Consider the following 25,623-nt stretch of genomic DNA (forward strand, 5'->3'; position numbering starts at 1 on the left):
AAAAAGCCCAAGGCTAAAACCTTGGGCTTAATCGTTTAAGGAAAGACTTAAACGCTGACGGTATCCGCAACTTCACTAAAGTCTTTGATCTTGTCAAAGTTCATGTAGCGATACACATCATTGGCTTTGGCATTGACCGCTTGGAACTGTTCCAAGTACTCCGCCATGGTGGGTATGCGACCCAAGAGGGCGGCAACCGCAGCCAGCTCCGCAGAGGCTAAATACACCCGTGTATCAATTCCTAAGCGATTAGGGAAGTTACGTGTCGATGTAGAAACCGCTGAGGCACCCTTGCGCATCTGCGCTTGATTACCCATGCAGAGCGAGCAACCTGGCGACTCCATGCGTGCACCCGTGCGACCCAAAATGCCGTAATAACCTTCCTCGGTAAGAATCATTGCATCCATCTTGGTGGGTGGCGCAATCCATAAGCGCGTTGGAATATCCGTTTTACCTTCGAGGATCTTGCCGGCGGCACGGAAGTGACCGATATTGGTCATGCACGAACCAATAAATACCTCATCGATCTTGTCACCTTGAACCTCCGAGAGATATTTGACATCATCGGGATCGTTGGGGCAAGCTAAGATGGGTTCCTTGATCTCGTTCATATCGATCTCAATGATCTCGGCGTAATCTGCATTCTCATCGGCCTTAAGCAATTGTGGATTGGCAATCCAGTTCTCCATCGCCTTAATGCGACGCGCGAGCGTACGCTTATCTTCATAGCCATTCGCGATCATCCACTTCATGAGCGTAATGTTGGAGCGCATGTACTCAATGATGGGCTCTTTGTTGAGATGCACAGTGCAACCACCGGCTGAGCGCTCGGCCGATGCATCGGAAAGTTCAAAGGCTTGCTCAACCTTAAGATCAGGCAGGCCCTCAATCTCGAGGATGCGACCCGAGAACACATTCTTCTTGCCTTTTTTCTCAACGGTGAGTAAGCCGCGCTTAATCGCAAAGAGGGGAATGGCATTCACTAAGTCGCGCAAGGTAATGCCAGGTTGCATTTGACCTTTAAAGCGAACTAAGACAGACTCGGGCATATCCAGAGGCATGACACCGGTGGCAGCCGCGAATGCGACCAGACCCGAGCCAGCGGGGAAGGAGATGCCAATCGGGAAACGAGTATGGCTATCACCACCCGTGCCACAGGTATCGGGCAGTAACAAACGGTTTAACCAACTGTGGATCACGCCATCGCCTGGGCGCAGTGAGACGCCACCGCGATTGGTCATAAATGATGGCAGTTCATGATGGGTACGAATATCCACTGGCTTTGGATAGGCCGAGGTGTGGCAGAACGACTGCATCACTAAGTCTGCTGAGAATCCAAGGCAGGCGAGATCTTTGAGTTCATCGCGGGTCATGGGGCCAGTTGTATCTTGCGAACCAACGGTGGTCATATGGGGCTCGCAATAGGTTCCTGGACGAACGCCTTGACCTTCGGGCAAGCCACAGGCACGACCGACCATCTTCTGCGCCAAGCTAAAGCCCTTCTTGTTATCAGGTGGGCTAATCGGTACTCGGAACTCGGTCGATGCAGGTAAGCCCAGTGAGGCACGCGCCTTGGCAGTTAAGCCGCGACCAATGATGAGAGGGATGCGACCACCGGCGCGGACCTCATCGAGAATCACCGGTGACTTCAGGGTGAACTCCGCAATCACTTTGCCATCTTTGAGCACTTTGCCTTCATAGGGGCGAAGTTCAATGACATCGCCCATATTCATTTGATTGACATCGAGCTCAATTGGCAGGGCACCCGCATCTTCCATGGTGTTAAAGAAGATCGGTGCAATCTTGCCACCTAAGCAAACGCCGCCAAAACGTTTATTGGGAACGAAGGGAATGTCTTGGCCAGTCCACCAAAGCACAGAGTTGGTAGCCGATTTACGAGACGATCCGGTACCTACGACATCGCCCACATAGGCAATTTGATGACCCTTTTGTTTAAGAGCCTCAATTTGTTTCATGGGGCCACGCACTCCAGCCTCATCAGGCTCAATACCCGGACGGGGGTTCTTGAGCATGACGGTCGCATGGAGCGGAATATCTGGACGGCTCCAAGCATCGGGGGCCGGGGAGAGGTCATCAGTATTGGTCTCACCAGTTACCTTGAAAACCGTGAGGGTCATGGACTCAGGGACGGCGGGGCGGCTGGTAAACCACTCGGCATTCGCCCAGCTCTGAATAACAGCCTTAGCATTTGCATTACCTTTCTCTGCTAAGTCATTGACGTCATTAAAGTAATCAAACATGAGTAAGGTTTTCTTGAGGGCTTCGGTCGCGGCAGCCCCGCACTCCTTATCCTCAAGCAATTCAACTAATGGCTTGATGTTGTAGCCCCCAAGCATGGTGCCCAAGAGTTCGGTCGCTTTGACACGAGAAATCACGGGGGACTGCAGCTTACCTTTAGCAACTGCATCCAAAAACTCAGCTTTCACCTTAGCGGCTTCATCCACCCCAGCAGGCACACGATAGGTAATTAAATCAAGGAGTTGTGCCTCTAAACCCTTGGGAGGGTTTTGCAGCATTTTGACCAATTCAGCGGTTTGATCCTTGGTTAATGGGAGGGCGGGGATGCCTTGCGCAGCACGTTCGGCTACATGGGATTGGTATGCGTCTAACATAAGATTCCTGATCAGAAGTGGGCCAAAAGAACAGGCTATATTGTAAAACTTTACTGACAGCGGATCTAGTGAAAATACCCCTAATCCGCCTGATATTTACAGGATCTCTTCGTCCTTCAGAGCCCAAACCAGGGCAATCACCCAGCCAATTAAGGACCAACCTAAAAAGAGGTTCAGGGCAAAAATAGCCCCGGTATTGGCGCGTTTGCGGTAAAACGCAATCGCTACTGGGAGGAAGTAAAACAGGGATAGAAGGGTGATGAGGATGGCGAACAATAAACGCATTCCTAATTTTACTTAGGGCAAGTCCGAAGTCTCTTTTTTTCAATCCGCTCCAGCTATCGTTATAATTACGTATTACCAATAGACGTTAAGCGATGACCAAATACGTTTTTGTCACTGGTGGTGTAGTTTCTTCTCTCGGAAAAGGAATTGCAGCCGCCTCGCTTGCCGCGATTCTTGAATCACGCGGCCTGAAAGTCACCCTCCTAAAATTAGACCCTTACATCAACGTTGATCCCGGAACGATGAGTCCGTTTCAGCACGGAGAAGTATTCGTGACCGAAGACGGGGCTGAGACCGATCTCGATTTGGGTCATTATGAGCGTTTTGTCAGCGCCAAGATGCGCAAGAGCAATAATTTCACCACCGGCCAAATTTATGAGTCGGTGATTCGCAAAGAGCGCCGTGGTGAGTATCTCGGCAAGACAGTTCAAGTGATTCCCCACATTACCAATGAGATTCAGGCCTTTGTGGAGAAGGGTGCTAAAGCCAGTCATGATGGCCATGCCGATATTGCCATTTGCGAGATTGGCGGTACCGTCGGCGATATTGAATCACTCCCGTTCTTGGAAGCAGCCCGCCAAATGAGCTTGCGACTTCCTAAAGGTGATTGCGCATTTGTCCATCTCACCCTAGTGCCCTGGATTCAGAGTGCGGGTGAGTTGAAGACCAAACCCACCCAACACTCGGTGCAAAAACTGCGCGAGATCGGGATTTTGCCAACGGTCTTATTGTGCCGTGCCGATCGCGAGATCCCCGATGACGAGCGCGCCAAGATCTCTTTGTTCTCGAATGTGCGTGAAGAAGCAGTGATCTCAGTGTGGGATGTCGATACGATTTATAAGATTCCGAAGATGCTGCATGAGCAGGGGATGGATGAGCTCTTATGCAAGGAGCTCAATATTCAAGCCAAACCTGCCGATCTCTCGATGTGGGATTCCTTGGTGTACGAGCTTGAACATCCTCAATATGAGGTCACGATTGGTATGGTGGGTAAATATGTGGACCTCACCGAATCGTATAAATCATTGATTGAAGCACTACGCCATGCTGGCATTCACAATCACACCAAAATTAATATTCGCTACATTGACTCCGAGCGCCTTGAGCAGGGCAATCTCGAGTGCCTCTATGATCTCGATGCTATTTTGGTACCCGGTGGATTTGGTAAGCGCGGCACTGAAGGAAAAATCAAAGCCATTCAGTATGCGCGTGAGAACGACGTGCCATATTTAGGTATCTGTTTGGGAATGCAACTTGCTGTGATCGAGTTTGCTAGGCATGTTGCTAAGATTGAGGCGGCTAACAGCACCGAGTTTGATCCAGAGACCCCCAATCCAGTTGTGGCACTCATTACCGAGTGGCTCGATCGTGAGGGCAAGATTGAAAAACGTGCAGCCGACTCCGATATGGGCGGAACAATGCGCTTGGGTTCACAAAAATGCCCAGTGAAGCCCAATACACTTGCTCATAGCATTTATGGTGCTGAAGTAAATGAGCGTCACCGCCATCGCTATGAGGTGAATAATATCTACGCTCCAAAGCTTGAGAGGGCCGGCATGATTATTTCTGCGCGTACCCCCAATGAAGATCTGCCGGAGATGATGGAGTTGCCTAAATCGATGCATCCATGGTTCTTCGGTGTGCAGTTCCACCCCGAGTTCACCTCAACCCCAAGAGCCGGGCACCCCTTGTTCTTGGCGTACATCCGCGCAGCGCTCGCGCGTCAAACTGCTAAAACAGCAGTCGCTGCGTAATTGGATCTTTATGTTTAATCATTTGTGTGGCTTCGAGATTGGTTTAAACAAACCTTTCTTCTTGATTGCGGGCCCATGCGTGATTGAGTCGGAGCAGTTTTCCATTGACACGGCTGGTCAGATCAAAGCAATTTGTGCCGATCTCAACATCCCCTTCATTTACAAGTCCTCCTTTGATAAAGCCAATCGTTCCTCAGGATCCTCGTTTCGGGGACTGGGAATGGAAAAGGGCTTGGCAATCTTAGAAAAGGTCAAGAAACAAATTGGCGTACCAGTCCTGACCGACGTACATGAAATCAGCGATGTGGCAGCGGTAGCCTCCGTAGTTGATGTCTTGCAAACCCCAGCGTTTCTCTGTCGCCAGACAGACTTCATTGCTGCTGTTGCTCAAAGTGGCAAACCAGTCAATATTAAGAAGGGGCAATTCTTATCCCCGTATGAGATGGGTAATGTAGTCGATAAAGCGCGGGCTGCTGCGCGTGAGAAAAACCTTCCCGATCAGTTTATGGTGTGCGAACGTGGTGCCAGCTTTGGCTATAACAACTTAGTCTCGGATATGCGTAGCCTCGCCATCATGCGCGCGACGCAAGCCCCCGTAGTGTTTGATGCAACCCATTCTGTGCAATTGCCCGGTGGTCAAGGCAGCAGTAGTGGTGGGCAGCGTGAGTTTGTGCCGGTGCTAGCGCGCGCAGCGGTAGCAGTCGGCATCAGCGGTCTCTTCATGGAAACCCATCCGGATCCAGCTAAGGCTTTATCGGATGGCCCCAATGCAGTGCCGCTCAATCACTTAAAAGAGCTATTAGCAACGCTGCAACAGTTGGATCGTGTTGTGAAACAAGCCAATATGTATTTAGAAGACCGATTTGTGGGTTGACCCTTAGTCAATCATCGACCTTCATCACCGAACAGATATTTAGGAGAGAGCATGAGCGCAATTGTTGACATTATTGGTCGTGAGATCCTGGACTCGCGTGGTAATCCCACCGTCGAGTGCGACGTTCTGTTGGAATCGGGTGTCATGGCCCGCGCTGCGGTTCCATCGGGTGCATCGACTGGCTCGCGCGAGGCGATGGAGTTGCGTGATGGTGATGCCTCTCGTTATCTTGGCAAAGGCGTACTAAAAGCCGTTGAGAACATCAATACCAAAATTGCTGAAACGGTATTAGGTCTAGATGCGAGTGAGCAAGCATTTCTGGATCGCACCTTGAATGATCTTGACGGCACCCACAATAAAGCCGGTCTTGGCGCAAACGCTACCTTAGCGGTATCGATGGCCGTAGCACGCGCCGCTGCAGAAGAGGCCGGCTTGCCACTCTATCGCTATTTTGGTGGCTCGGGCGCCATGCAATTGCCAGTACCGATGATGAACATCGTCAATGGCGGTGCCCACGCTAACAATAGCTTGGATATTCAAGAGTTCATGATCATGCCAGTGGGTGTGGATAGTTTTCGGGAGGCGTTGCGCTGTGGTGCCGAGATCTTTCATGCCCTCAAAAAAATATTGCACGATAAAAATATGCCAACCTCGGTGGGTGATGAAGGTGGCTTTGCGCCCAACTTCAAGAGCAATCAAGAGTGCCTAGAAACCATTCTGAGTGCGATTGAGAAAGCGGGCTATCACGCCGGTGATGATGTGTTGCTGGCCTTAGATTGTGCGGCGAGTGAGTTCTATAAAGATGGCAAGTACCATTTATTAGGCGAGGGTTTGCAACTGAGTTCCACCGAGTTTGCGGATTACCTCGGCAATTTAGCCAATCAGTTCCCGATCGTATCAATTGAAGACGGGATGCATGAGAGTGATTGGGATGGCTGGGCGACCTTAACTCAAAAGCTTGGTCAAACTATCCAGTTGGTTGGGGACGATCTATTTGTCACCAACACTCGCATTCTCAAAGAGGGGATCGACAAAGGCATTGCGAACTCGATTCTGATCAAGATCAACCAAATTGGCACACTCACTGAGACCTTTGCGGCGATCGAGATGGCTAAACGCGCCAATTACACTGCAGTGATCTCTCATCGCTCTGGTGAGACCGAAGATAGCACCATTGCGGATATTGCAGTGGGTACCAATGCTGGTCAAATTAAAACCGGTTCCCTGTCTCGCTCTGATCGGATCGCGAAGTACAACCAGCTCCTGCGTATTGAAGAGGATCTGGGTGATGTGGCGAGCTATCCCGGTAAGGCTGCGTTCTACAACCTGCACAATTTAAAGTAAGCCTGCTTGCGTAATGCGCCTGATTATCTACTCGATGTTGGGGTTGCTGATCGTGATTCAGTATCCGCTCTGGTTTGGTCAGGGCGGATGGCTCAAGGCCTATGAGCTAGAGCGTCAGCTCGATGCGCAAATCCAGAAAAATAAAGCCTTAGAAATTCGGAATAATAAACTGGCTGGCGATGTAAAGGATTTAAAAGAGGGCACACGTGCAATTGAAGAACGGGCCCGATCAGAGCATGGGATGCTCAAAGAGGGCGAATATTTTGTGCAGATCGTACCAAAAGACGGCGCGCCTCAGAGCCCAAATACTACCCAGGTGCCCGCACCCAAGCAATAATTAATGCCCCTTGGATGGCGGTCGCACAGCATCGCTGAGCGTCGTGCTTGCAAAGGCTTGTTTGCAATCAACGGCATCAAAACGATATTGCATTCCACAAAAGTCGCAGCGAGTCTCTACGGCACCGAGTTCGCCCAATATGCTATCGACCTCTTCTTGACCCAACATTCGAATGACATCTGCGACTCGCTCACGCGAGCAACGGCAGGCAAACCGAACGAGGCGTATTGGAAAGCTGCGCACACCAAAGCGCTCAGATTCTTCAAGAAATAAGCGACGCAATAAGGTTTCAGGCGCAACGTCTAAGAGCTCTTCATTGGTAATGGTGCTTCCTAGCATCTGAATGCGCTCCCAACCCTCGGCCATCATCTTGGGGTCATATTGAGAGGCGCCACCGGCATCGGGCATGCGTTGCAATAAAAAACCGCCCAAGGATTTTGAACTTGAGGCGAGCCAGATACGGGTATCAATTTGTTCGGAGCGTTGCATATATTGCATGATGGCCTCTGCGACTGTTTCAATCGGCTCGTCCAAACCGGGGTGGGTGGAGGATGGTCGTTTTAATGCCACGATTCCTTGATAGGGTGTTTGGGATGGCTTGCGATCGATCGGATCGAGGGTGATGGCTAAGCGCCCTGAGCCCTCTGCATCAAGTAATTCAGCGAGAGTGGCATTGTCAGGAATTTGACCAAAATCGGGATTGAGGGTGACACTCGCCCGAATCTCAAGTTGGGATGTGCATTCAACTACCAAGAGCTGAATTGGCCCCTTACTCTGGGCTTGAATAATTAAAGTGCCATCGAGCTTGATGCTAGCCGTTAAGAGCGTAGCTGCTGCAATAAACTCGCCCATCACCTTTTGCACCGCCGGTGGGTCATTGCGCAGGGCCAAGATGTTCTGCCACGCACTACCAATCGAAACAAATTCACCCCGCACGGGGGCGCCGTCACACACAAAGACCAAAAGCTGATTCATCCTAAAAATATCCTAAGCAGTTCTGACCTGAGATAATACTGCCCATGCGTATTCGAACTCGTTTTGCCCCAAGCCCAACCGGCTTTATTCATTTAGGTAATCTGCGTAGTGCCTTGTACCCCTGGGCCTTTGCGAGAAGCAAGGGCGGGGACTTCATCTTGCGGATTGAAGATACCGATCAAGAACGCTCCTCCCTCGAGGCCGTTGAGGTGATCTTGGAGGGAATGCATTGGCTGGGCTTAGATCCCGATGAGGGTCCCATCTATCAAATGCAACGCATGGACCGCTATCGTGAAGTTCTCAAGCAAATGCTAGCGGATGGCTCGGCATACTATTGTTATATGAGCGAAGATGAGCTCAATCGTTTGCGTGACCAGCAAATGGCTAATAAAGAGAAGCCTCGCTACAACGGCTTTTGGCGTCCCGAACCTGGGAAGACATTGCCAGAACCCCCCAAAGATGCTTTACCCGTAATTCGTTTTAAAAACCCAATTGGCGGCTCAGTCATTTGGAAAGATGCCGTTAAGGGGATGATTGAAATTAGTAACGATGAGTTAGATGATCTCATCATCGCCCGTCCCGATGGCACTCCTACCTATAACTTCTGTGTGGTAGTGGATGATCTCGACATGCAAATTACCCATGTGATTCGGGGCGATGATCATGTGAACAATACCCCACGGCAAATCAATATTATGAAAGCGCTTGGTGGTACGCCGCCGGTCTACGCGCACCTACCAACGGTCTTGGATGAGAGTGGCGAGAAGATGAGTAAGCGCAATGGTGCTCTGAGTGTGCGCGACTATCAAAAAATGGGCTATCTACCTGAAGCGGTCCTAAACTATCTCGCGCGCTTAGGCTGGTCGCACGGCGACGCTGAAATCTTTACGCAAGAGCAGTTTGTGAAATGGTTTGATTTGGAGCACTTGGGTCGCTCACCCGCACAACATAATCCCGAGAAACTACTCTGGCTCAATCACCACTATATTCAGCAGGGCGATGCAAAACGACTTGCGCAGTTGTGCATGCCGTTTATCCATCAGCAGGGAATTGATCTCTCGCAAGGCCCTGATTTTGAGTCCGTGGTTAACTTACTTAAAGATCGTGCGAACACTTTGTTAGAGATCGTCGAAGGTGCCAAGCTTCTCTATCAGGGCCGACCCAATCTCAGTAATGAGCAAATTTCACAAAATATTCCAAATGCTGTGATCCCAGCCATTACTGATTTTAGAGAGCGACTAATAGCATCAAATCCCAAAACTAAGGAAGAGGTCGCCACTCAGCTGAAAGCGACGCTCACTCAGTTTCAACTCAAGATGCCCGCCTTGGCAATGCCAATCCGGTATGCGCTATTTGCCACCACCCAAACGCCAGCGCTTGATGCGGTGATTGCGGTGATGGGTAAGGACGAAGTTGTCGAGCGTCTCTCAAAAATAGGCTAAAATCTTGGATTGTTTTGAAAGTGCACCAATATAAGGGGGTATAGCTCAGCTGGGAGAGCGCTTGCATGGCATGCAAGAGGTCAGCGGTTCGATCCCGCTTATCTCCACCAACAAAACAAGTAGTCCAAGGTCCCCATCGTCTAGAGGCCTAGGACATCACCCTTTCACGGTGAGTACGGGGGTTCGAATCCCCCTGGGGACGCCAGTCATGCAGTGACGCGCATGATGCAGTATCTGGAGCGGTAGTTCAGTTGGTTAGAATATCGGCCTGTCACGCCGAGGGTCGCGGGTTCGAGTCCCGTCCGCTCCGCCAATTTCCAAAAGCCACCTTCGGGTGGTTTTTTCATTTCCTGGTCATGAAAACCACTATCATTACAACAATATTCTCGTTTGAGGTATTTTTGTTAATTAACCATAGAGGAATTTCATGAAGAAAATTGCACTTGTAAGCGCAGCCGTATTAATGATGGGCACATCCGCTGTCATGGCCCAAAATAAACCACAGGCAGTGGTTGCTGTTGAAACTGCTCCAGGCGTCTTAAAAGTAGCTGAAGGTGTTCAGTTCCAAGGCAAATTCAAATCAGTAGATCCAAAAACCCGTGAAGTGGTGATTGTTGGCCCAAATGGTAATGAGTACAAAACCGTGTTGGGTGATGAGGTCAGAAACTTTAATCAAATAAAAGTGGGCGATATTGTTACGCTCACTCATGTTGAGATCCTCGTGGCTGACATTAAAAAGCCAAGCAAAGTTGAAATCCGTGAGCGTGTTGAAACCGAAAAGGCAGCGCGTGCAAAGTTGGGTGATAAGCCTGCTGCTGCGATCGAGCGTCAAGTCACTGTAGTTGCTGACGTAACCGCTGTAGATGAAAAGAAAGGTACTATCACTCTGCGTGGTGCTACCCGTACATTGGATCTAAAAGTGAAGGATCCAAAAGTACTCAAGGGCGTTAAAGTGGGTACACAAGTTGAAGCAACTGTTACCGAAATCATTGCGATTGAAGTAACTGCTCCCAAGAAGTAATTTATATCGTATTGAAGACCCGTCTAGTGTGAACTAGGCGGGTTTTTTCATCATGACCCTCAAGAAAACCGATTTAGCAAAACGCCAAGGTCTTCAGATCGCGCTGCGCCTGAAAAATGCCAGCAAGGCTGATTTGCAAAACAAGCAAACAAAGTCAAAATCAAACGCCAAACCTGCACCTCTATTGCAGTCAATTTTGCGCAAATCCAAACAAGACGACCCCAAGCGCTAAATTAGTATTAGCCCGAAGTCATGTAGAGTCATCTACTCAATTTAGATATAAAGAGTATTCACATCCAAACTAATTGATCTGATTTGCTCTATTTTTGCTTAAATTTGGGCTATTTTTGTAATAGACTAATTTCAGTTCATAAGGAAGTGATTACCAAGCAAAGATCCGAACGGGGGCGTACGATGAGAACAAGTCAAGCAGTTAATGCCGTGGGTAGTATCCCCAAATCGATTGATGGACCGTGCGCATGGCTAGGCGCCGACCTTGCTCAAAAATCGGATTGGATCGTGCACTGGACTCCCGAACAAGTCGCCGAACTCGAGCGCGCTGCGGAGCACTTTGCTAGCACCGGACTTGCTCTTGAGAACATCACACCCGCGAGTTTTCCTCTTCACAATCTAGAGCCATTTATTCAGGGGCAGCTGCAAGAGCTCTTGCATGGCCGTGGCTTTGTGATGCTACGAGGGTTGCCAATTGCAAACTGGTCGATTGAGAAAGCCGCCACCATTTACATGGGGATCGGTCGTCACATGGGGAGTTTGCGCAGCTCCAATGGCAAAGGACATCTCTTGGGTCATGTGCGCGATCAAGGCGCCAAAGTGGAGGCGGGTGCGCGTTTTTACCAAACCAACAAGAAGCTGGACTACCACACTGACTCCGCGGACATTGTGGGCCTCTTGTGTCTACAAAAGGCAAAGCAGGGTGGTGAGTCCTTCATCGCCAGCTCAATGGCTGTTTACAACGAACTTGTGAGGCGCCGCCCCGATCTCATTCCTGCGATGTTTACTCCGTATCCCACCGATCGCCGTGGCGAAGTTCCCGAAGGACGTGACCCTTGGTTTGAGATCCCCATCTTTAACTGGTATCACGGTGAACTATCGTGCGTTTATCTACGCCATTACATTGAAGAGGCGCAACGACGCTTTCCCAATGCGCCACGCCTCACCAAAGAACAAGTGGAGGTCATGGACTTGATCGATGCAATCTTGCAAGAGCCCGGATTTGCTCTGCAGATGGCATTTGAACCTGGCGATATTCAGCTTTTGCATAATCATCAAATTCTGCATTCCAGAAATGATTTTGAGAACTGGCCTGAACCTGAGCGTCATCGTCATTTGCTAAGACTCTGGATTGCCCCGCCATCTGGACGACCTTTGCCCGATTACTTTGCATCTCGTTGGGGCAATACGACCCCTGGGGATCGGGGCGGCATTATTGTGCCGGGCACCAAACTCTCAGTGGAATTGAGTATTTAGCTCCTAAAAGAGTAAAAACCTAGTTTTAACCCTGATTGGTTTCCCAAAAATCGACTTGTAGTATGGGTTGTTGTGCCTATAAAAACATCCCATTGTGGAGGAGACCTACTATGTTGAAGTCTAGTAAACGCCTAATCGGCAAATCGATTCTTGCGGGATTAGTTGCAAGTGCGCTTGGTATCAGCCCAGCAATCGCGCAAAACTATCCCAATAAACCCATTACCTTAATTGCCCCATACGCAGCTGGGGGTGATAGTGATTTCTCAGGCCGCAATTTAGCCGCTGTTGCAAGCAAATTGATTGGGCAGCCCATCGTGGTACAGAACGTGGTTGGTGCCTCTGGCACAATCGGCTCACAAAAGGTGAGCGCTGCGCCACCCGATGGATATACCTTATTGGTGTCGCGCGGTGGTTCGCAAGCCATTGTGCCAGCTCTCGATAGTAAGGCGCCTTATAAGTGGAATGATTTCACAATGATTTCCTTGTTGGATTTCAATCCAGTGGTGTGTGTGGTCAAAAATGACGCACCCTATAAGACCATGAAAGATTTAATTGATGCGATCCGCGCTAATCCCGGTAAGCTCAATTACGCAACTGCTGGCCCTGGAACAACACAACATTTAGCAGTGGAAGTCATGCTCAGTCAGCTTGGATTGCCATCTACTGCTGCCATGATGATCCCGTATAAAGGAGGCGGCGAGGCAACTACCGCATTATTAGGTGGTCAAGTGCAATTCATCTGCAACAATCTCACCACTATGGTTGGTCAAATTAAGGGCGGTGCCATGCGCGCACTGGTTACATCAACCCCTAATCGCCTAAAGGACTTCCCAGATGTGCCAACTGCCAAAGAAATGGGCATCGGCAACCTAGAGCAAGTCATGGGATGGAGTGGTTTGTATGGGCCCCCAGGATTACCTGCTGAGGTTGTGAACAAATGGCAAGCTGTTTTGAAGGAAGTCGCCAAAGACCCAGCTTGGTTACGTGGAAACGATACCGTTGGTGCAATCCCAGCGATTCGGTCACCCCAAGATACCGAGAAATTTGCCCGAGAGCAATTTGAGCTCTATAGCAAACTTGGAACACAACTGAACCTTAAGAAATAAACAAAATATCTTAAAAACTACGGCCCCAAAATCTGGGGCCGTTTTTATTTGGTCACATTCTCTCGCTTTGCCGCCTCGTATAAGGGCATGACCTTCGGTATCAATGCAGAAAGCTCTTTAATACGATTCTCATTGGAGGGGTGGGTCGATAAAAACTCAGGTGGGTTCTTGCCCTGACTTTCTTTACTCATCTTTTGCCACAGCGTTATCGCAGCGCGAGGATCATAGCCACCACGCGCCGCAAGCTCTAAGCCAATCGCATCAGCTTCGCGCTCATTCTGGCGAGAGTTAGGAAGTACCATCACGTATTGCATGATTTGATTGGCTGCATCAATCGATTGTGCCGAGCCCGCCCCAGCAGCAGCAAGCGCAACATTACTAATAATGTTTTGGGCTAATGCCTGGGAAACTTGCTCCCGTCCATGTTCTCGTACGGCATGAGCAATCTCATGACCCATGATGGCTGCAATTTCATCATCATTGAGGTTAAGTTTATTAATGATCCCGGTATAAAAAGTAATCCGACCACCAGGTGCGCAGGTGGCATTCACAATGGGGGAATCAATCAACTGTAGACCCCAGTTCCAATTGCGGGTATCGTCCCGAAATACCGCGGTCTGTGGAATCAGTCGATTGGCGATGGTCTTGAGGCGCTCATATTCTGGGCCACTGGTAATGAGGATTTTTTTCTTCTGCGCCGCCTTCGCCTGTTGTTCAAAACTAATCGCCGACATCCGATCAATTTGCGCTGCGGAGATCATCATGAACTGCGAGCGTTGCACGCCTACAACCCCAGGACGGCTAGTATTGGCGCACGCTACCAAAAGGCAGCTTGCTACCAAAATACCAACAACTGCTTGAATAAAACGCGGGCGATACATCAGGTGCATGGTCGTTAAACGCCTGATACGTAACAGGGGATGACCCTAACTAACTGCGCTTGAGATTGGGGGCAGGTAAGCCCTCGATCAAGATGTTCAAGATCGCTGGTAAGCCTTTGGCCTGTAAGCGCTGCGCAGCAGCTAAGACATCAACCGCATCAGTTACTAACTCTCCAGCACCACCAAACGCCTCTGCAACCTGATCATAGCGGGAAGGTAAAAGCTCACATCCCTTCGCCCGTTCTTGACCATATTCCCGTATCTGAATCTGATATTCGGCATTCCAGCAGGCATCATTGCCCACGACCCCAATGAATGGCAGTTGATAGCGAACGGCAGTATCGAGCTCGGACGAATGAAAGCCAAAGGTGCCATCTCCCATCACAGCAACAACTGGCACGCCTGGCTTGGTGTACGCAGCTGCAGTCGCAAAGGGCAGTGCTGCACCTATCGAACCAGCAACACCATTAATCACTCGGTTGGGTGCATGCAGGCAAGCCTGTGCCCATTGGCCAATTTCACCACCATCTGCTACTAGTACTGAATCTGGATGGGAGTCGAGGATGGCTTGTAAGGCAAGCATTGCTCTGCCTGGGTGCGCATGCTTGGGTGTCTTAGATGTAGCGGTTGACCAAGTATTGGGGCGATAAGCGATTGCCTCCTTGACCCATGGCAACCAACTAGTATCTTGAGATTTAGCTTGATCACTCTTAGCAGTTTGCAATAAGGTCTCAATAGATGGAAGTAAATCAGCTTGTACTGCCAACTCCAACCGCGAGCCGAGTGCATTCTGAGAGCGCTGCAGTTCATCCGCCTCTGAGTCAATTTGCATAAAGCGCGCATCGGCTTTGAAAGTTGGTGAGTTACCAAACTTGAGCGTGAAGTCCAGTCGTTTCTCAAGCAATAAGACACAATCACTTTGTGCTAGCACCTCAGCAAAGGCGCCTAAACTGGGATCGCCTACGCCACGAGGACTTTCTGTGGCAATCACTGGCACGCCAAGCGCTTCGCTTAATTGGTGAAGTTCCTTAGCGTATTGGTAGCAACCACGCGGACCCACTAAAACCACCGGCTTTTGCGCAGCACGTAACTGCTTTACGATCAACTGTGCATTCTCCGAACTTAAGGGAGGGTTTGATGCAAGTTTGGGCGCACTAGGACTCGGTGTTGCAGATGCAGCTGTTAATGGATTCTCAAGCGCATCGGATGGCAGGCTCAAATGAACGGGGCCCGGCCGACCCGATTGAGCAATTGCACAGGCTAACTCAAAATCGGCTGCTAAATATTGGGGGCCCGCACAGGTCCAGGATGCTTTGCATAAAGGCGCGGCAATATCAGCTTGGGACATTTCTTGGAAGGCGCCTTTGCCCAATTGGTTGAGGGGGGCATGACCAGATAACAGCACCACCGGAGCTTCGGCCATTGCCGCGGTATATAAAGCGGATACCGCATTGGCATGGCCTGGCCCACCTGTGACCATTGCAATACCCACTTTGCCACTCAAGCGAGCATATGCATCAGCCATATGAACGGTTGCCGCTTCATGACGCGTATGAATTAATTTAATCGGGTGATCAATCACCGCATCAAAAATGGGCATGATGTGATTACCAGAAAGGGTAAATATTGAATTCACACCCTGTGCCTTAAAGGCATCCACCAATGAATGCGCACCAAGCCGTTCTGCCATGATTGCTCCTTAATAATTGCTTTATTTTAATTAGACGTTCTTATTTTTTCTGGGTAGCAGCAGTAGGAGCCGTAAAGGATGCAGCCATTGCATCGTATAAAACAATCTTGACCTCGTCGTTGACGGCAATATCCTTAAGTAGGGCCGCATTCTTGATGCGGTAGGTATCGGGCTTACCTTTGGGACCCTTAACCGAGATGGTCATCTTCTGGCGATCAATACCAATCACGGTGGCAATAATCGTGGTGGTATTAGAAATGACTGAAGCGGGCTTGCTGCCAAGTGGAGCAGAGGTTTGGCTGGTGGTTTGTACTTCGCTGCGAATACCCTGGTTGTTGACCTTAGCCAATTCAATTACAACTGCTAACTCATGCGTGACGGTAAGACGATCGCCCACTTTAATTTGGGGGAAGTTCTTGATCTCAGGCCCTGCAACAAAATTGGTCACTGTGCCGTCTTTATCTTTTAGGGTAACCGTGCGCGTTTTGCTATCGACCTTTGTTACTACTGCATCGACTAATTGATAGACCTCATCAATCCCAGCAGCCGCGATCGGAGCCTTATTGGGGTCAACCATTGCCGGCTTGTTTTGGGCAAAGCCAGTAGAAGAGAGGCCAATGCCTATAGCGAGGATTGCAAGATTTTTTGAGATGTATAACGATGAATTCATGATTTTCAGCAATAGTTGATTGAACACCAAATGATTATGACCCGATTTCTCTGGCCCACCAGTTTCCCTTAAATTGACCTGCGAGCCAATCGATTAATTTACTAACTTTACTCGTTAGCAGTCGTGGTGAGCTATAGACCGCATGGATCTCTTGAGCGGGCATGGTCCAATCTTCTAACAAGGGCTTAAGGTGTCGGCTTTGAACGGAGGTATAGGCTACATACCAGGGAAGGGCCGCAATTCCGAGATGTTGCCTGGTTGCAGATAGAAGTGCTGAGAGATTATTAGAGTAGAGGGGTCCTTGCACCTGAATTGATTTGTTGGAGCCGTCACGACCAGTAAATTGCCAACGATGGTCTCCTTGAACGGAGCTGTAGATCAGTGCGGTATGACGACTTAAATCACTGGGTATGGAGGGCGTGCCAGCTTGCATGAGGTATTCAGGGGTAGCGACTAGGACCCAGGGATTGAGACCCAAAAAGCGTGCACCCAAACTGGAATCGGATAGACGCCCCATCCGAATCGCTAGATCAACACCTTCCTCAACCAAATTAATGTAGCGGTCATCTAAGTTGAGGCTTACCTGTAACTGTGGATGATCCCTCATGAACTCTAGGACCAGCGGAGTCAGTACACGACGACCGAAGGCGACCGAGCTACTGATATTGAGTTTGCCTTGTACTTCGGTTTGTAAGAGGCCGGCTAGATTCTCGGCATCCTCAACTTCATGAATAATTGTTTTGCACTTCTCATAATAAATCTTGCCGATTTCGGTGGGCGTTACCCCGCGGGTACTGCGATGGAGCAGAAGGGATCCCAGGCGCTTTTCAAGGGCGGCGACATGCTTGGTGGCGGTGGGTTGAGTTATTCCCAAACTGCTCGCCGCTTTGCTAAATGATCCCGTTTCGACCACTCGTATGAATAAGGAAATGCCTTGAATTCGATCCATAAATTATTGATTTAAATGAATTAAAACTAATATATTCCAAAATAGAATAGATGATATTAAGGTATCACACTTCTCAGAATACCTCAATTTAAGGATGATTCATTCATCTTATTCAAAAGGAGGCAACAATGGCACTCATGAAAGCCGCAATGGCAGCTGTTTTGGTAATGGAAAAAGAGGGCATCACCACCGCGTTTGGCGTTCCTGGTGCCGCGATTAATCCCCTGTACGCACAATTACGCGAGCGTCAATCCATCACCCATATTCTTGCACGTCACGTCGAGGGCGCATCTCACATGGCTGAGGGCTACACCCGTGCCAAGGCTGGCAATATCGGTGTTTGTATCGGTACCTCCGGCCCCGCTGGAACGGACATGATTACTGGCTTGTATTCAGCAAGCGCAGATTCAATTCCAATCCTTTGTATTACAGGCCAAGCACCACGTGCCCGTCTCTATAAAGAAGATTTCCAGGCGGTTGATATCGAGAGTATTGCCAAGCCAGTGACCAAAATGGCCGTAACCGTGCGCGAGCCTGGTTTGGTACCTCGCGTATTTCAGCAAGCCTTTCATGTAATGCGCTCAGGACGTCCTGGCCCTGTACTGATTGATTTGCCCATCGATGTGCAGTTAGCCGAGATCGAGTTTGATATCGATACCTACGAGCCATTGCCGGTTTACAAACCATTTGCCAATAAGAAGCAAATTGAGAAGGCCATGGAGATGTTGATGTCAGCCGAGAAGCCATTGATCGTGGCGGGCGGCGGAATCATTAATGCAGATGCCGCAGATCTTTTAGTGGAGTTTGCCGAGATTACTGGTGTTCCTGTGATCCCAACATTAATGGGTTGGGGTGCAATTCCAGATGATCATCCCTTGATGGCTGGCATGGTGGGTTTACAAACCTCGCATCGTTATGGCAATGCCACGATGTTGGCCAGCGACTTTGTATTAGGAATCGGTAATCGTTGGGCCAATCGCCATACTGGTTCGTTAGAGGTCTACACCAAAGGCCGTAAGTTTGTACACGTCGATATTGAACCAACTCAGATTGGTCGCGTATTTAATCCTGACTACGGCATTGTGTCTGATGCGAAGGCTGCCCTCGAACTCTTCGTTGAAGTAGCCAAAGAGTGGAAGGCGAAAGGCAAGCTCAAAAATTACAGCGATTGGGTCTCGCGTTGCCAAGAGCGTAAGCGCCTCATGTTACGCAAAACAAACTTTGATAATGTGCCCATCAAGCCTCAGCGTGTTTATCAAGAGATGAACCAAGCGTTTAAACGCGATACGGTTTATGTATCAACCATTGGTCTTTCACAAATCGCTGGCGGCCAGTTCTTGCATGTCTATGGCGCACGTCAATGGATTAATTGCGGTCAAGCAGGCCCCTTAGGTTGGACTGTGCCAGCTGCACTTGGTGTGTTGGCTGCTGACCCAACTCGCACCGTCGTTGGTCTTGCAGGTGATTATGACTTCCAGTTCTTGATTGAGGAATTGGCCGTTGGTGCTCAGTTTAAGTTGCCACTCGTCATGGTTCTCGTGAACAACAGCTACCTTGGCCTCATCCGTCAGGCGCAGCGTGGCTTCGATATGGATTACTGTGTACAGCTCGCGTTTGACAATATCAACGTACACGATGACAACCTGAAGGGCTATGGCGTTGATCACGGTAAGGTGGTTGAAGGCTTAGGTTGTAAAACCTTGCGCGTTACCCATCCAGGCAAGATTCAGGAGGCTTTGATTGAGGCCCAGAAGATGGCCAAAGAGTATCGAGTCCCCGTAGTTGTTGAAATCATTTTGGAGAAGGTCACCAATATCGCCATGGGTACCGAGATCAATAATGTCAACGAGTTTGAGGACATTGATTGCCGTCACCCAGCCGGTACTGAAGGTTTGGTAACGGCCGGTCTTTTAGAATAAATCTTTTTTAAACTCACATAGAGGAACTGGAATGCCAAAGTTTGCTGCAAATCTAACCATGTTGTTTAATGAAGTGCCCTTTATGGAGCGCTTTGATCGTGCAGCCGCTTGTGGTTTTCAGGCAGTCGAGTTCCTCTTTCCATATCCGTTTGCAGCGAGCGAGATTAAAGCAGCGTTAGATCGTAATCAACTCAAACTGGTGTTGCATAATTTGCCTGCTGGTAATTGGGAGGCGGGTGAACGTGGCATTGCGTGCCTGCCCGATCGAGTCGAGGAGTTTAAGTCTGGTGTTGCTAAGGCGATTGAATATGCCAAGGCTCTCGGGGTTGGTCAGCTCAATTGCTTGGCCGGCAAAGTTCCAGACGGCGTTGATCATAAGACCTTGCACGCAACATTTGTGAGTAATTTGCGGTACGCAGCGGCTGAACTGAAAAAACATCAGCTCAAATTACTGATTGAACCTATCAATACATTTGATATCCCTGGTTTCTTCTTGTCTACCACCGCCCAAGGAATTGCAATCTTGGATGAGGTGGGTGCCGATAACGCTTTCTTGCAATACGACATCTATCATGCCCAACGCATGGAAGGGGAGTTAGCCAATTCCATGAAGAAGTACCTCAGTCGTATTGCGCATCTGCAGTTAGCAGACAACCCTGGTCGTAATGAGCCCGGGACTGGTGAAATTAACTACGCCTATTTGTTCAAGTTCATTGATCAATTGGGATATCAAGGTTGGATCGGCTGCGAATATAAGCCAGCCACCACCACGGAAGCCGGCTTGGGTTGGTTGAAGTCGATCTCCTAAAATCAATTTAGTTCGTTATTTTTCTTCAAAGGGATTGCTATGAGTGCAAAGAAATTGGGTTTTGTTGGATTAGGCATTATGGGTTCACCAATGGCTGGTCATTTGATTAAGGGTGGTCATTCGGTCTATTTAGCAACCCGTAGCCAAGTACCCGAGGAACTCATCAAGGCCGGCGGGATTGCCTGTAAGACCCCTGCCGAAGTGGCTCAACATGCCGACATCATCTTCACAATGGTTCCTGATACACCCGATGTTGAAAAAGTTCTGTTTGGGGAGAACGGTATCGCGTCCGGAATTAGTAAAGGCAAGATTGTGGTGGATATGAGTTCCATCTCACCGATTGCGACCAAAGAGTTTGCTAAAAAGCTCAACGATCTTGGGTGTAACTATGTCGACGCCCCGGTATCGGGTGGTCAAGTAGGCGCACAAAACGCCACGCTCTCGATTATGGTTGGAGGAGACGTAGCGGTATTTAATCAAGTCAAGCCGCTCTTTGAGCTCATGGGTAAAAACATTAACCTAGTGGGCGGTAATGGAGCGGGGCAAACCGCAAAAGTGGCTAATCAAATCATTGTGGCTCTCAATATTGAGGCGGTTGGTGAGGCTCTCTTATTTGCTGCTAAAGCAGGTGCTGATCCAGCTAAGGTTCGTCAAGCCTTGATGGGCGGCTTTGCAAGCTCGAAAATTTTGGAAGTGCATGGTGAGCGCATGGTCAATCGCACCTTTAATCCAGGCTTTCGGATTGAGTTGCATCAAAAGGATTTGAACTTGGCGCTTAGCAGTGCCAAAGCACTCGGCGTTTCATTACCCAATACGGCGACTGCCCAAGAGTTATTTAACTCCTGCGCAGCTCACGGTGGCAAGGCCTGGGACCATTCAGCCATGGTAAAGGCGCTCGAGACCTTAGCCAACTTTGAGATTGGACAAAAAGCAAACTAAGACACTATGCCCGATCATCCTGATCTGCTAATTGTCTATTTGCACGGATTTCGGTCCTCACCGAACTCCTCCAAAGCACAACTGACCAGGGATGCAATTGCATCCCTCGTTGAAAAAGGCAAATCCATTGACTGGTATTGCCCTCAATTGCCCCCATCACCCGCAGAGGCGATCGCGATGATCAAGGCAAAAATTGAAACAGTAAATCCCAAACGGATTAGTTTTATTGGCTCATCGCTTGGTGGCTTCTATGCAACTCATTTAGCCGAGCAATTTCCTAATGCGCGTGCTGTGTTACTGAATCCAGCAGTGCGAGCTGCTCGAGAGTTGGCACCTTATGTTGGGCAACTGACTGCCTATGACAGCGATGAGCCTTTTGATTGGCGCGCCGAGTATGTCGAACAGTTGCGTGCCCAGCAAGTCGAAGCGATCACCCATCCCGAGCGCTATTTACTGGTTGCAGCAACAGGCGATGAGTTACTCGACTGGCATGAGATGGTTGACTTTTACCCCAATGCGAACCATGTCGTAATTGAGGGGAGCGATCATGGCATCACAGAGTATCCTCTGTATTTAGATCGTGTAGTTCACTTTGCCAGTTATCTCGACTAAGAACTAGAATTAATCCCAGTTCTAAATTGTTCTTCAATCGCTTTGGTGATTTTGGTGCGGGCATGATTTTTTCGTTCAAGTAGGCCCACCCGACGATAAATCGTTTTACGGGGCGGATTTGCAATCACAATTCGTTTGTCTTTATCCCACTCAACATTGGCTAATTTTGGTACTACGGCATAGCCGAAGCCTTGGCGAACTAATTCAATAATGGCCTCAACCGAGTTAACCACCATGCTGTTGCGTATCTCTAAACCATTGACCCGAATAAAGCGATCGACTAGCTCCCCAGTCCAGGTTTTGGGTTCAAACCGAATGAAGGGGAGATTGGCAGGGTCCTTGCCTTTGGGGTATATCAAGATCATGGGCTCTTCATACAGCAAGGTCCAGCGAACACTTTTGGGTAATGCGTAAGGGGATTCAGTAACGATGGCTGCATCGAGCATGCCATCAATCACTTGTTGCAAAAAATCGCTCGATAGGCCGGTACTAATTTTTAATTCCAGACCTGGATACTCATCTTTCAAATGGTCCAATGTTTTACCAAACTGACCCATTAGGCTTGAGACCAAAGCGCCCACGGTAAGAGAGCCAGAAAGTCCCGTCCGAAATTGACTTCCGAGGGATTCATAGCGGGAGAGAATATCTTGGATGGGCTCAATCAGAGCGCGGCCTTGATTATTGAGGATTAGTGAGCGTTTATTGCGATCAAATAGCGTCACACCCAATTCGGCCTCGAGCTGTGCAAGCTGTTGTCCTGCAGCAGCGGGGGTCAAGCCAATTTCACGGGCCGCAGCAGCCACGCTGTTGTGACGCGTGATGGCAATGAAATTTTTAAGTACCCGGATGCTGGTCATTGATTCAATAGTAAATAATTTTTTTATCTCAATTAAAATACTATTCGATTTATTTTTTATTGTCTATCCCTATAATGTTTACATGAATCCAAGCATCCTCAAAGTAAAAGTCTGGCGGGGCACCGATGACGGTGAGTTCGTAGAGTACGACGTGCCACGTGCCGCCAATCAAACAGTATTGGACGTAGTTACCTACATCCAACGCAAAATTGACCCAACTCTAAGCTATCGTTTTGCATGTCGTGTAGGAATGTGCGGCTCCTGTGCGATGACCGTCAACGGTAAAGCACGTTGGACCTGCCGAACTCATGTTGCCAAAATTGCAGATCAAAATACGCTTGAGATTGCGCCTCTCGATAATCTACCCATCATCAAAGACCTGGCCACCGATATGCGCGAGTTCTTTGACAAGATGAGTAAGGCGGTGGGTTACTTTAAAGGTGATAAAACCCGATTTGATGATTTTGCGCAAGTCAAACCAGATTCAGAGGAGCGTCAATTGGCGAATGCTGGTATTGAGTGCATTGGTTGTGGGGTTTGCTACGCCTCGTGTGAGGTGGTCTCCGCACGTGATAGTTATTTAGGTCCAGCCGCCCTCAATCGTGCCTGGACCCTAGTGAACGATGAACGCGATACCCAGCAACTGGATCGCTTGCGTGCGGTCGCTGGGGATGCAGGATGTCATTCATGCCATACGCAAGGTACCTGCTCAGAGCGCTGCCCTAAACAGATTGAGCCAACCGCTGGTATTGCAGGATTGAAAAAGATGGTTGGTCGTGCAGCAGTTAGGGGTAGCAAATGGGGCAAACTGTAATGACTAGCGGCGCGATTCTTCAAGCCAAACTTTGGTACTACCAACGGATCAGCGCCATGGTACTTACACTATGCGTTGCAATTCATCTGGTGATCATCTACTACGCAATACAGGATGGCCTGACTGCTGGAGAAATCTTGGCGCGTACGCGAGGTAATCTTGCCTTTGCTCTTTTCTATGAGATCTTTGTTCTGGCTTGCTTTGTTCATGCGCCCATTGGCTTAGCGAATATTCTGCGTGAGAACATCCAAAGCGCATTTCTGATTAGAGCGCTCCCAATATTGCTTGCGGCATTCATCCTGATCTTGGGAACGGCTGCTGTTATTGGCGTAGTGTGGGGTGCGCCATGAGCAAGGCGGGGCGTCGACTCGACTTTCGAACCAAGGCGCATTGGTCTTACTTTGCCTATTACCTGCATCGCGTCTCTGGACTCTTGCTAGCGTGCTTTTTGCCACTGCACTTTTTTTTCCTCTCGCGCTCCCTGTACGGAGAAGCGGAACTGGGACGGTATCTGCAGTTTACCGACCATCCCATGGTCAAGTTTGGTGAATGGGGACTGGTGACTTTGTTAGCCCTTCATCTAATTGGCGGCACCCGTTTATTGGTGATCGAGTTTGGAATCTGGAAAGGCCTTCGTAAGGCCTGGGTGCAGGTGACCTTAATTGGCTCCTTAATTAGTGGAGCCTTGTTTTTAATTCTTTCTCGCTAAGGCGAATCATTTATGGAACTGAACCTGCAACACGTTGAAGATGCATGTAAAGAGCTTTACATCCGGGCCCTGAAATTATTACCTGACGATATTAAAGAGGGAATTAACGATCTCAAACAGAAAGAGCGCGATGCTCGCGCTCAAGTGGTGCTGGGGACGATGGTCACGAATATTGCCGTGGCAGAACGTGAAGATAATCTGCTTTGTCAAGATACGGGATTGCCAATCTATAACGTTTGGATTGGTCGAGATGTTCAATTTGATGGAGTCCAGCTGAAGCAGGCGATTCGAAAGGGCTGTGAGCGGGCCACAACGGAATACCCCTTACGCTCATCCGTTGTGCACCCCATCACCCGAAAAAATAATCACACCTCCACTGGTATTGACATGCCAGCAATTCATATTGATTTTATGGATAAGCCCGGCGTGATTGAGATTGAAATGATTCCCAAGGGTAGTGGCTCGGAGAATAATTCGTTTCTGAAGATGGCCATTCCAGCTGAAGGAATCTTAGGAGTTAAAGCATTTGTCATTGAGAGCGTTGTCAACGCTGGCGGTAAGACCTGTCCACCGACCATTGTTGGTGTTGGGGTGGGCGGCACATCCGACCAATGCGTGGCACTTGCAAAGCGCGCTGCTACTCGGCCGCTTGGCACTATTTGCAGTGATGCGGAAGGCGCCAAGTTGGAGAAGGAGCTAAGTACCGCAGTCAATCAACTCGGAATTGGTCCCCAGGGACTTGGTGGTGATGGTACAGCGTTTGCAGTGCATGTGGAATTGGCGGCTACGCATATCACCATGAACCCTGTTGCAGTCAATATGCAATGCCACTCGGCGCGACGCGCGCGGGCATCGATTGGATCACACGGTATTGAATACGGCTTTTAAGGAAGATCATGGCGCACTACAACCTAGCAACACCAGTCAGTGAGGGTGATATCCGCAAGTTGAGGATTAATGACACCGTTACCTTACAACAGACCTTATTTGGTATCCGCGATGCAACGCAAATTCATTTATTTGATCGGGGACGAAAAACTAAATTTGATCTTCAGGGGCATGCTGTGATTCATACAGCACCCAATGTTCGTAAAGTGCCTATTAGTTCTGAGTTCCCAGCGGGTTATGAGCCGATTTGCATTGGCACAACCACATCGGATCGAATGGAGCGGTTTACAGAACCTCTCATGCGGGAATACGGGGTTCGCATGATTGTGGGTAAAGGTGGCTTACGAGAATCATCCGCAAAAGCGTTTGAGCAGTTCGGTGGCGTCTATCTTGCCATTATTGGTGGTACTGCGGCTCTTGAGACTACCTGGATTGACCAAATTGAGGACGTGGATCTCGATGACCTAAATCCTGAATCACTCTGGAAGTTCAAAATTAATCAATTTGGTCCTTTGTTAGTGGCGATGGACAGCCACGGGGGCAGCATCTATCAAGAAGTGAAATCCGATGTTGCAAGTAACAAAGAAGCGGTACTTAAAAGCTTAGGCATTGTCTAAAGAAAGAGAAG

At 49.2% G+C, this 25,623-nt stretch carries 26 protein-coding genes and 3 tRNA genes; 21 read left to right on the forward strand and 8 right to left on the reverse strand.

The features are described 5' to 3' along the window. Window positions 1-47: 47 nt before the first annotated feature. Together acnB and QUE62_RS04515 are read right to left on the reverse strand one after the other, a co-directional pair. Window positions 48-2,633 (reverse strand): bifunctional aconitate hydratase 2/2-methylisocitrate dehydratase, encoded by a 2,586-nt coding sequence (acnB, locus tag QUE62_RS04510; protein WP_286227395.1) that lies wholly within the window; start codon window positions 2,631-2,633, stop codon window positions 48-50. A gap of 96 nt (window positions 2,634-2,729) precedes the next feature. Beyond that, window positions 2,730-2,918, reverse strand: a complete 189-nt coding sequence (locus tag QUE62_RS04515; protein WP_286227396.1) for a superinfection immunity protein — start codon at window positions 2,916-2,918, stop codon at window positions 2,730-2,732. 92 nt (window positions 2,919-3,010) lie between these two features. Between QUE62_RS04515 and QUE62_RS04520 the strand changes: the two genes are divergently transcribed. From QUE62_RS04520 to ftsB, 4 genes are read left to right on the forward strand one after another with little or no spacing between them, the layout of a single operon-like run. Further along, a complete protein-coding gene (locus tag QUE62_RS04520; RefSeq protein WP_286262480.1) occupies window positions 3,011-4,672 on the forward strand; it encodes a CTP synthase in 1,662 nt (553 codons plus the stop codon). Window positions 4,673-4,682: 10 nt separating this feature from the next. Further along, window positions 4,683-5,546 carry a 3-deoxy-8-phosphooctulonate synthase gene (gene kdsA, locus QUE62_RS04525; RefSeq protein WP_286226097.1) on the forward strand — a complete coding sequence of 288 codons (864 nt, stop codon included), beginning with the start codon at window positions 4,683-4,685 and terminating at the stop codon, window positions 5,544-5,546. 51 nt (window positions 5,547-5,597) lie between these two features. Then, window positions 5,598-6,890: a phosphopyruvate hydratase gene (gene eno / locus QUE62_RS04530; RefSeq protein ID WP_286262482.1), complete on the forward strand. Its 1,293-nt coding sequence runs from the start codon at window positions 5,598-5,600 to the stop codon at window positions 6,888-6,890. A gap of 13 nt (window positions 6,891-6,903) precedes the next feature. Next, window positions 6,904-7,227: a cell division protein FtsB gene (gene ftsB, locus QUE62_RS04535; protein WP_286262484.1), complete on the forward strand. Its 324-nt coding sequence runs from the start codon at window positions 6,904-6,906 to the stop codon at window positions 7,225-7,227. On the opposite strand, the gene hslO is transcribed toward ftsB, so the two are convergent. Continuing rightward, a complete protein-coding gene (hslO, locus tag QUE62_RS04540; protein WP_286262486.1) occupies window positions 7,228-8,202 on the reverse strand; it encodes an Hsp33 family molecular chaperone HslO in 975 nt (324 codons plus the stop codon). Between the two features lie 38 nt (window positions 8,203-8,240). Between hslO and gltX the strand changes: the two genes are divergently transcribed. The 8 genes from gltX to QUE62_RS04580 all read left to right on the forward strand — a co-directional run bounded on the left by gltX (window position 8,241) and on the right by QUE62_RS04580 (window position 13,259). Next, window positions 8,241-9,644: a glutamate--tRNA ligase gene (gene gltX / locus QUE62_RS04545; RefSeq protein WP_286262563.1), complete on the forward strand. Its 1,404-nt coding sequence runs from the start codon at window positions 8,241-8,243 to the stop codon at window positions 9,642-9,644. Between the two features lie 34 nt (window positions 9,645-9,678). Then, window positions 9,679-9,754: transfer RNA gene (locus tag QUE62_RS04550), tRNA-Ala, on the forward strand. A 19-nt stretch (window positions 9,755-9,773) separates the two neighbouring features. Beyond that, window positions 9,774-9,849 (forward strand) — tRNA-Glu (locus QUE62_RS04555). Between the two features lie 31 nt (window positions 9,850-9,880). Continuing rightward, window positions 9,881-9,957, forward strand: a tRNA-Asp gene (locus QUE62_RS04560). A 114-nt stretch (window positions 9,958-10,071) separates the two neighbouring features. Further along, window positions 10,072-10,665: a hypothetical protein gene (locus QUE62_RS04565; RefSeq protein WP_286224655.1), complete on the forward strand. Its 594-nt coding sequence runs from the start codon at window positions 10,072-10,074 to the stop codon at window positions 10,663-10,665. A gap of 52 nt (window positions 10,666-10,717) precedes the next feature. Continuing rightward, window positions 10,718-10,897 carry a hypothetical protein gene (locus QUE62_RS04570; RefSeq protein WP_286224656.1) on the forward strand — a complete coding sequence of 60 codons (180 nt, stop codon included), beginning with the start codon at window positions 10,718-10,720 and terminating at the stop codon, window positions 10,895-10,897. A 182-nt stretch (window positions 10,898-11,079) separates the two neighbouring features. Further along, window positions 11,080-12,153 (forward strand): TauD/TfdA family dioxygenase, encoded by a 1,074-nt coding sequence (locus tag QUE62_RS04575; RefSeq protein ID WP_286262488.1) that lies wholly within the window; start codon window positions 11,080-11,082, stop codon window positions 12,151-12,153. A 110-nt stretch (window positions 12,154-12,263) separates the two neighbouring features. After that, the gene (locus tag QUE62_RS04580) at window positions 12,264-13,259 is read left to right on the forward strand and encodes a Bug family tripartite tricarboxylate transporter substrate binding protein (RefSeq protein ID WP_286226104.1); all 996 of its coding nucleotides are present in this window, start codon (window positions 12,264-12,266) and stop codon (window positions 13,257-13,259) included. A gap of 44 nt (window positions 13,260-13,303) precedes the next feature. Here QUE62_RS04580 and QUE62_RS04585 read toward each other — a convergent pair whose 3' ends face one another. From QUE62_RS04585 to QUE62_RS04600, 4 genes are read right to left on the reverse strand one after another with little or no spacing between them, the layout of a single operon-like run. Further along, the gene (locus QUE62_RS04585) at window positions 13,304-14,149 is read right to left on the reverse strand and encodes a M48 family metallopeptidase (protein ID WP_286226105.1); all 846 of its coding nucleotides are present in this window, start codon (window positions 14,147-14,149) and stop codon (window positions 13,304-13,306) included. Window positions 14,150-14,189: 40 nt separating this feature from the next. Then, window positions 14,190-15,830 carry a thiamine pyrophosphate-binding protein gene (locus tag QUE62_RS04590; RefSeq protein ID WP_286262490.1) on the reverse strand — a complete coding sequence of 547 codons (1,641 nt, stop codon included), beginning with the start codon at window positions 15,828-15,830 and terminating at the stop codon, window positions 14,190-14,192. A gap of 40 nt (window positions 15,831-15,870) precedes the next feature. Next, window positions 15,871-16,500 (reverse strand): hypothetical protein, encoded by a 630-nt coding sequence (locus tag QUE62_RS04595; RefSeq protein WP_286224661.1) that lies wholly within the window; start codon window positions 16,498-16,500, stop codon window positions 15,871-15,873. A gap of 34 nt (window positions 16,501-16,534) precedes the next feature. Continuing rightward, window positions 16,535-17,449, reverse strand: a complete 915-nt coding sequence (locus tag QUE62_RS04600; protein WP_286224662.1) for a LysR family transcriptional regulator — start codon at window positions 17,447-17,449, stop codon at window positions 16,535-16,537. Between the two features lie 128 nt (window positions 17,450-17,577). Between QUE62_RS04600 and gcl the strand changes: the two genes are divergently transcribed. The 4 genes from gcl to QUE62_RS04620 are packed head-to-tail and all read left to right on the forward strand — an operon-like array spanning window position 17,578 to window position 21,727. Beyond that, window positions 17,578-19,368, forward strand: a complete 1,791-nt coding sequence (gene gcl / locus QUE62_RS04605) for a glyoxylate carboligase (protein ID WP_286224663.1) — start codon at window positions 17,578-17,580, stop codon at window positions 19,366-19,368. A gap of 31 nt (window positions 19,369-19,399) precedes the next feature. Beyond that, on the forward strand, window positions 19,400-20,176 hold the full coding sequence (gene hyi, locus QUE62_RS04610; RefSeq protein WP_286224664.1) for a hydroxypyruvate isomerase: 777 nt from the start codon (window positions 19,400-19,402) through the stop codon (window positions 20,174-20,176). Window positions 20,177-20,209: 33 nt separating this feature from the next. Continuing rightward, window positions 20,210-21,115, forward strand: a complete 906-nt coding sequence (glxR, locus tag QUE62_RS04615) for a 2-hydroxy-3-oxopropionate reductase (RefSeq protein ID WP_286262565.1) — start codon at window positions 20,210-20,212, stop codon at window positions 21,113-21,115. A gap of 6 nt (window positions 21,116-21,121) precedes the next feature. Next, on the forward strand, window positions 21,122-21,727 hold the full coding sequence (locus tag QUE62_RS04620; protein ID WP_286224665.1) for a YqiA/YcfP family alpha/beta fold hydrolase: 606 nt from the start codon (window positions 21,122-21,124) through the stop codon (window positions 21,725-21,727). Here QUE62_RS04620 and QUE62_RS04625 read toward each other — a convergent pair. Continuing rightward, window positions 21,724-22,584, reverse strand: coding sequence for a LysR family transcriptional regulator (locus QUE62_RS04625; protein ID WP_286224666.1), 861 nt, complete (start codon window positions 22,582-22,584; stop codon window positions 21,724-21,726). The two genes, QUE62_RS04620 and QUE62_RS04625, sit on opposite strands and share 4 nt — an antisense overlap. Before the next feature lie 82 nt (window positions 22,585-22,666). On the opposite strand from QUE62_RS04625, the gene QUE62_RS04630 reads away from it, so the two are divergent. Genes QUE62_RS04630 through QUE62_RS04650 form a run of 5 tightly spaced genes read left to right on the forward strand, consistent with a single transcriptional unit; the run spans window position 22,667 to window position 25,612 of the window. Then, window positions 22,667-23,398: a succinate dehydrogenase/fumarate reductase iron-sulfur subunit gene (locus tag QUE62_RS04630; RefSeq protein WP_108508394.1), complete on the forward strand. Its 732-nt coding sequence runs from the start codon at window positions 22,667-22,669 to the stop codon at window positions 23,396-23,398. Further along, window positions 23,383-23,748 carry a succinate dehydrogenase gene (locus QUE62_RS04635; protein ID WP_286224668.1) on the forward strand — a complete coding sequence of 122 codons (366 nt, stop codon included), beginning with the start codon at window positions 23,383-23,385 and terminating at the stop codon, window positions 23,746-23,748. Before QUE62_RS04630 ends, QUE62_RS04635 begins: the two co-directional genes overlap by 16 nt. Then, window positions 23,745-24,107, forward strand: a complete 363-nt coding sequence (gene sdhC / locus QUE62_RS04640; RefSeq protein ID WP_286224669.1) for a succinate dehydrogenase, cytochrome b556 subunit — start codon at window positions 23,745-23,747, stop codon at window positions 24,105-24,107. Before QUE62_RS04635 ends, sdhC begins: the two co-directional genes overlap by 4 nt. 12 nt (window positions 24,108-24,119) lie before the next feature. Further along, window positions 24,120-24,995: a fumarate hydratase gene (locus QUE62_RS04645; protein WP_286227405.1), complete on the forward strand. Its 876-nt coding sequence runs from the start codon at window positions 24,120-24,122 to the stop codon at window positions 24,993-24,995. A gap of 8 nt (window positions 24,996-25,003) precedes the next feature. Next, a complete protein-coding gene (locus QUE62_RS04650) occupies window positions 25,004-25,612 on the forward strand; it encodes a fumarate hydratase C-terminal domain-containing protein (RefSeq protein ID WP_286224671.1) in 609 nt (202 codons plus the stop codon). Window positions 25,613-25,623: the final 11 nt, after the last annotated feature.

Origin of the sequence: Polynucleobacter sp. HIN9 (assembly GCF_030297635.1) — a bacterium.
GTDB lineage: Bacteria > Pseudomonadota > Gammaproteobacteria > Burkholderiales > Burkholderiaceae > Polynucleobacter.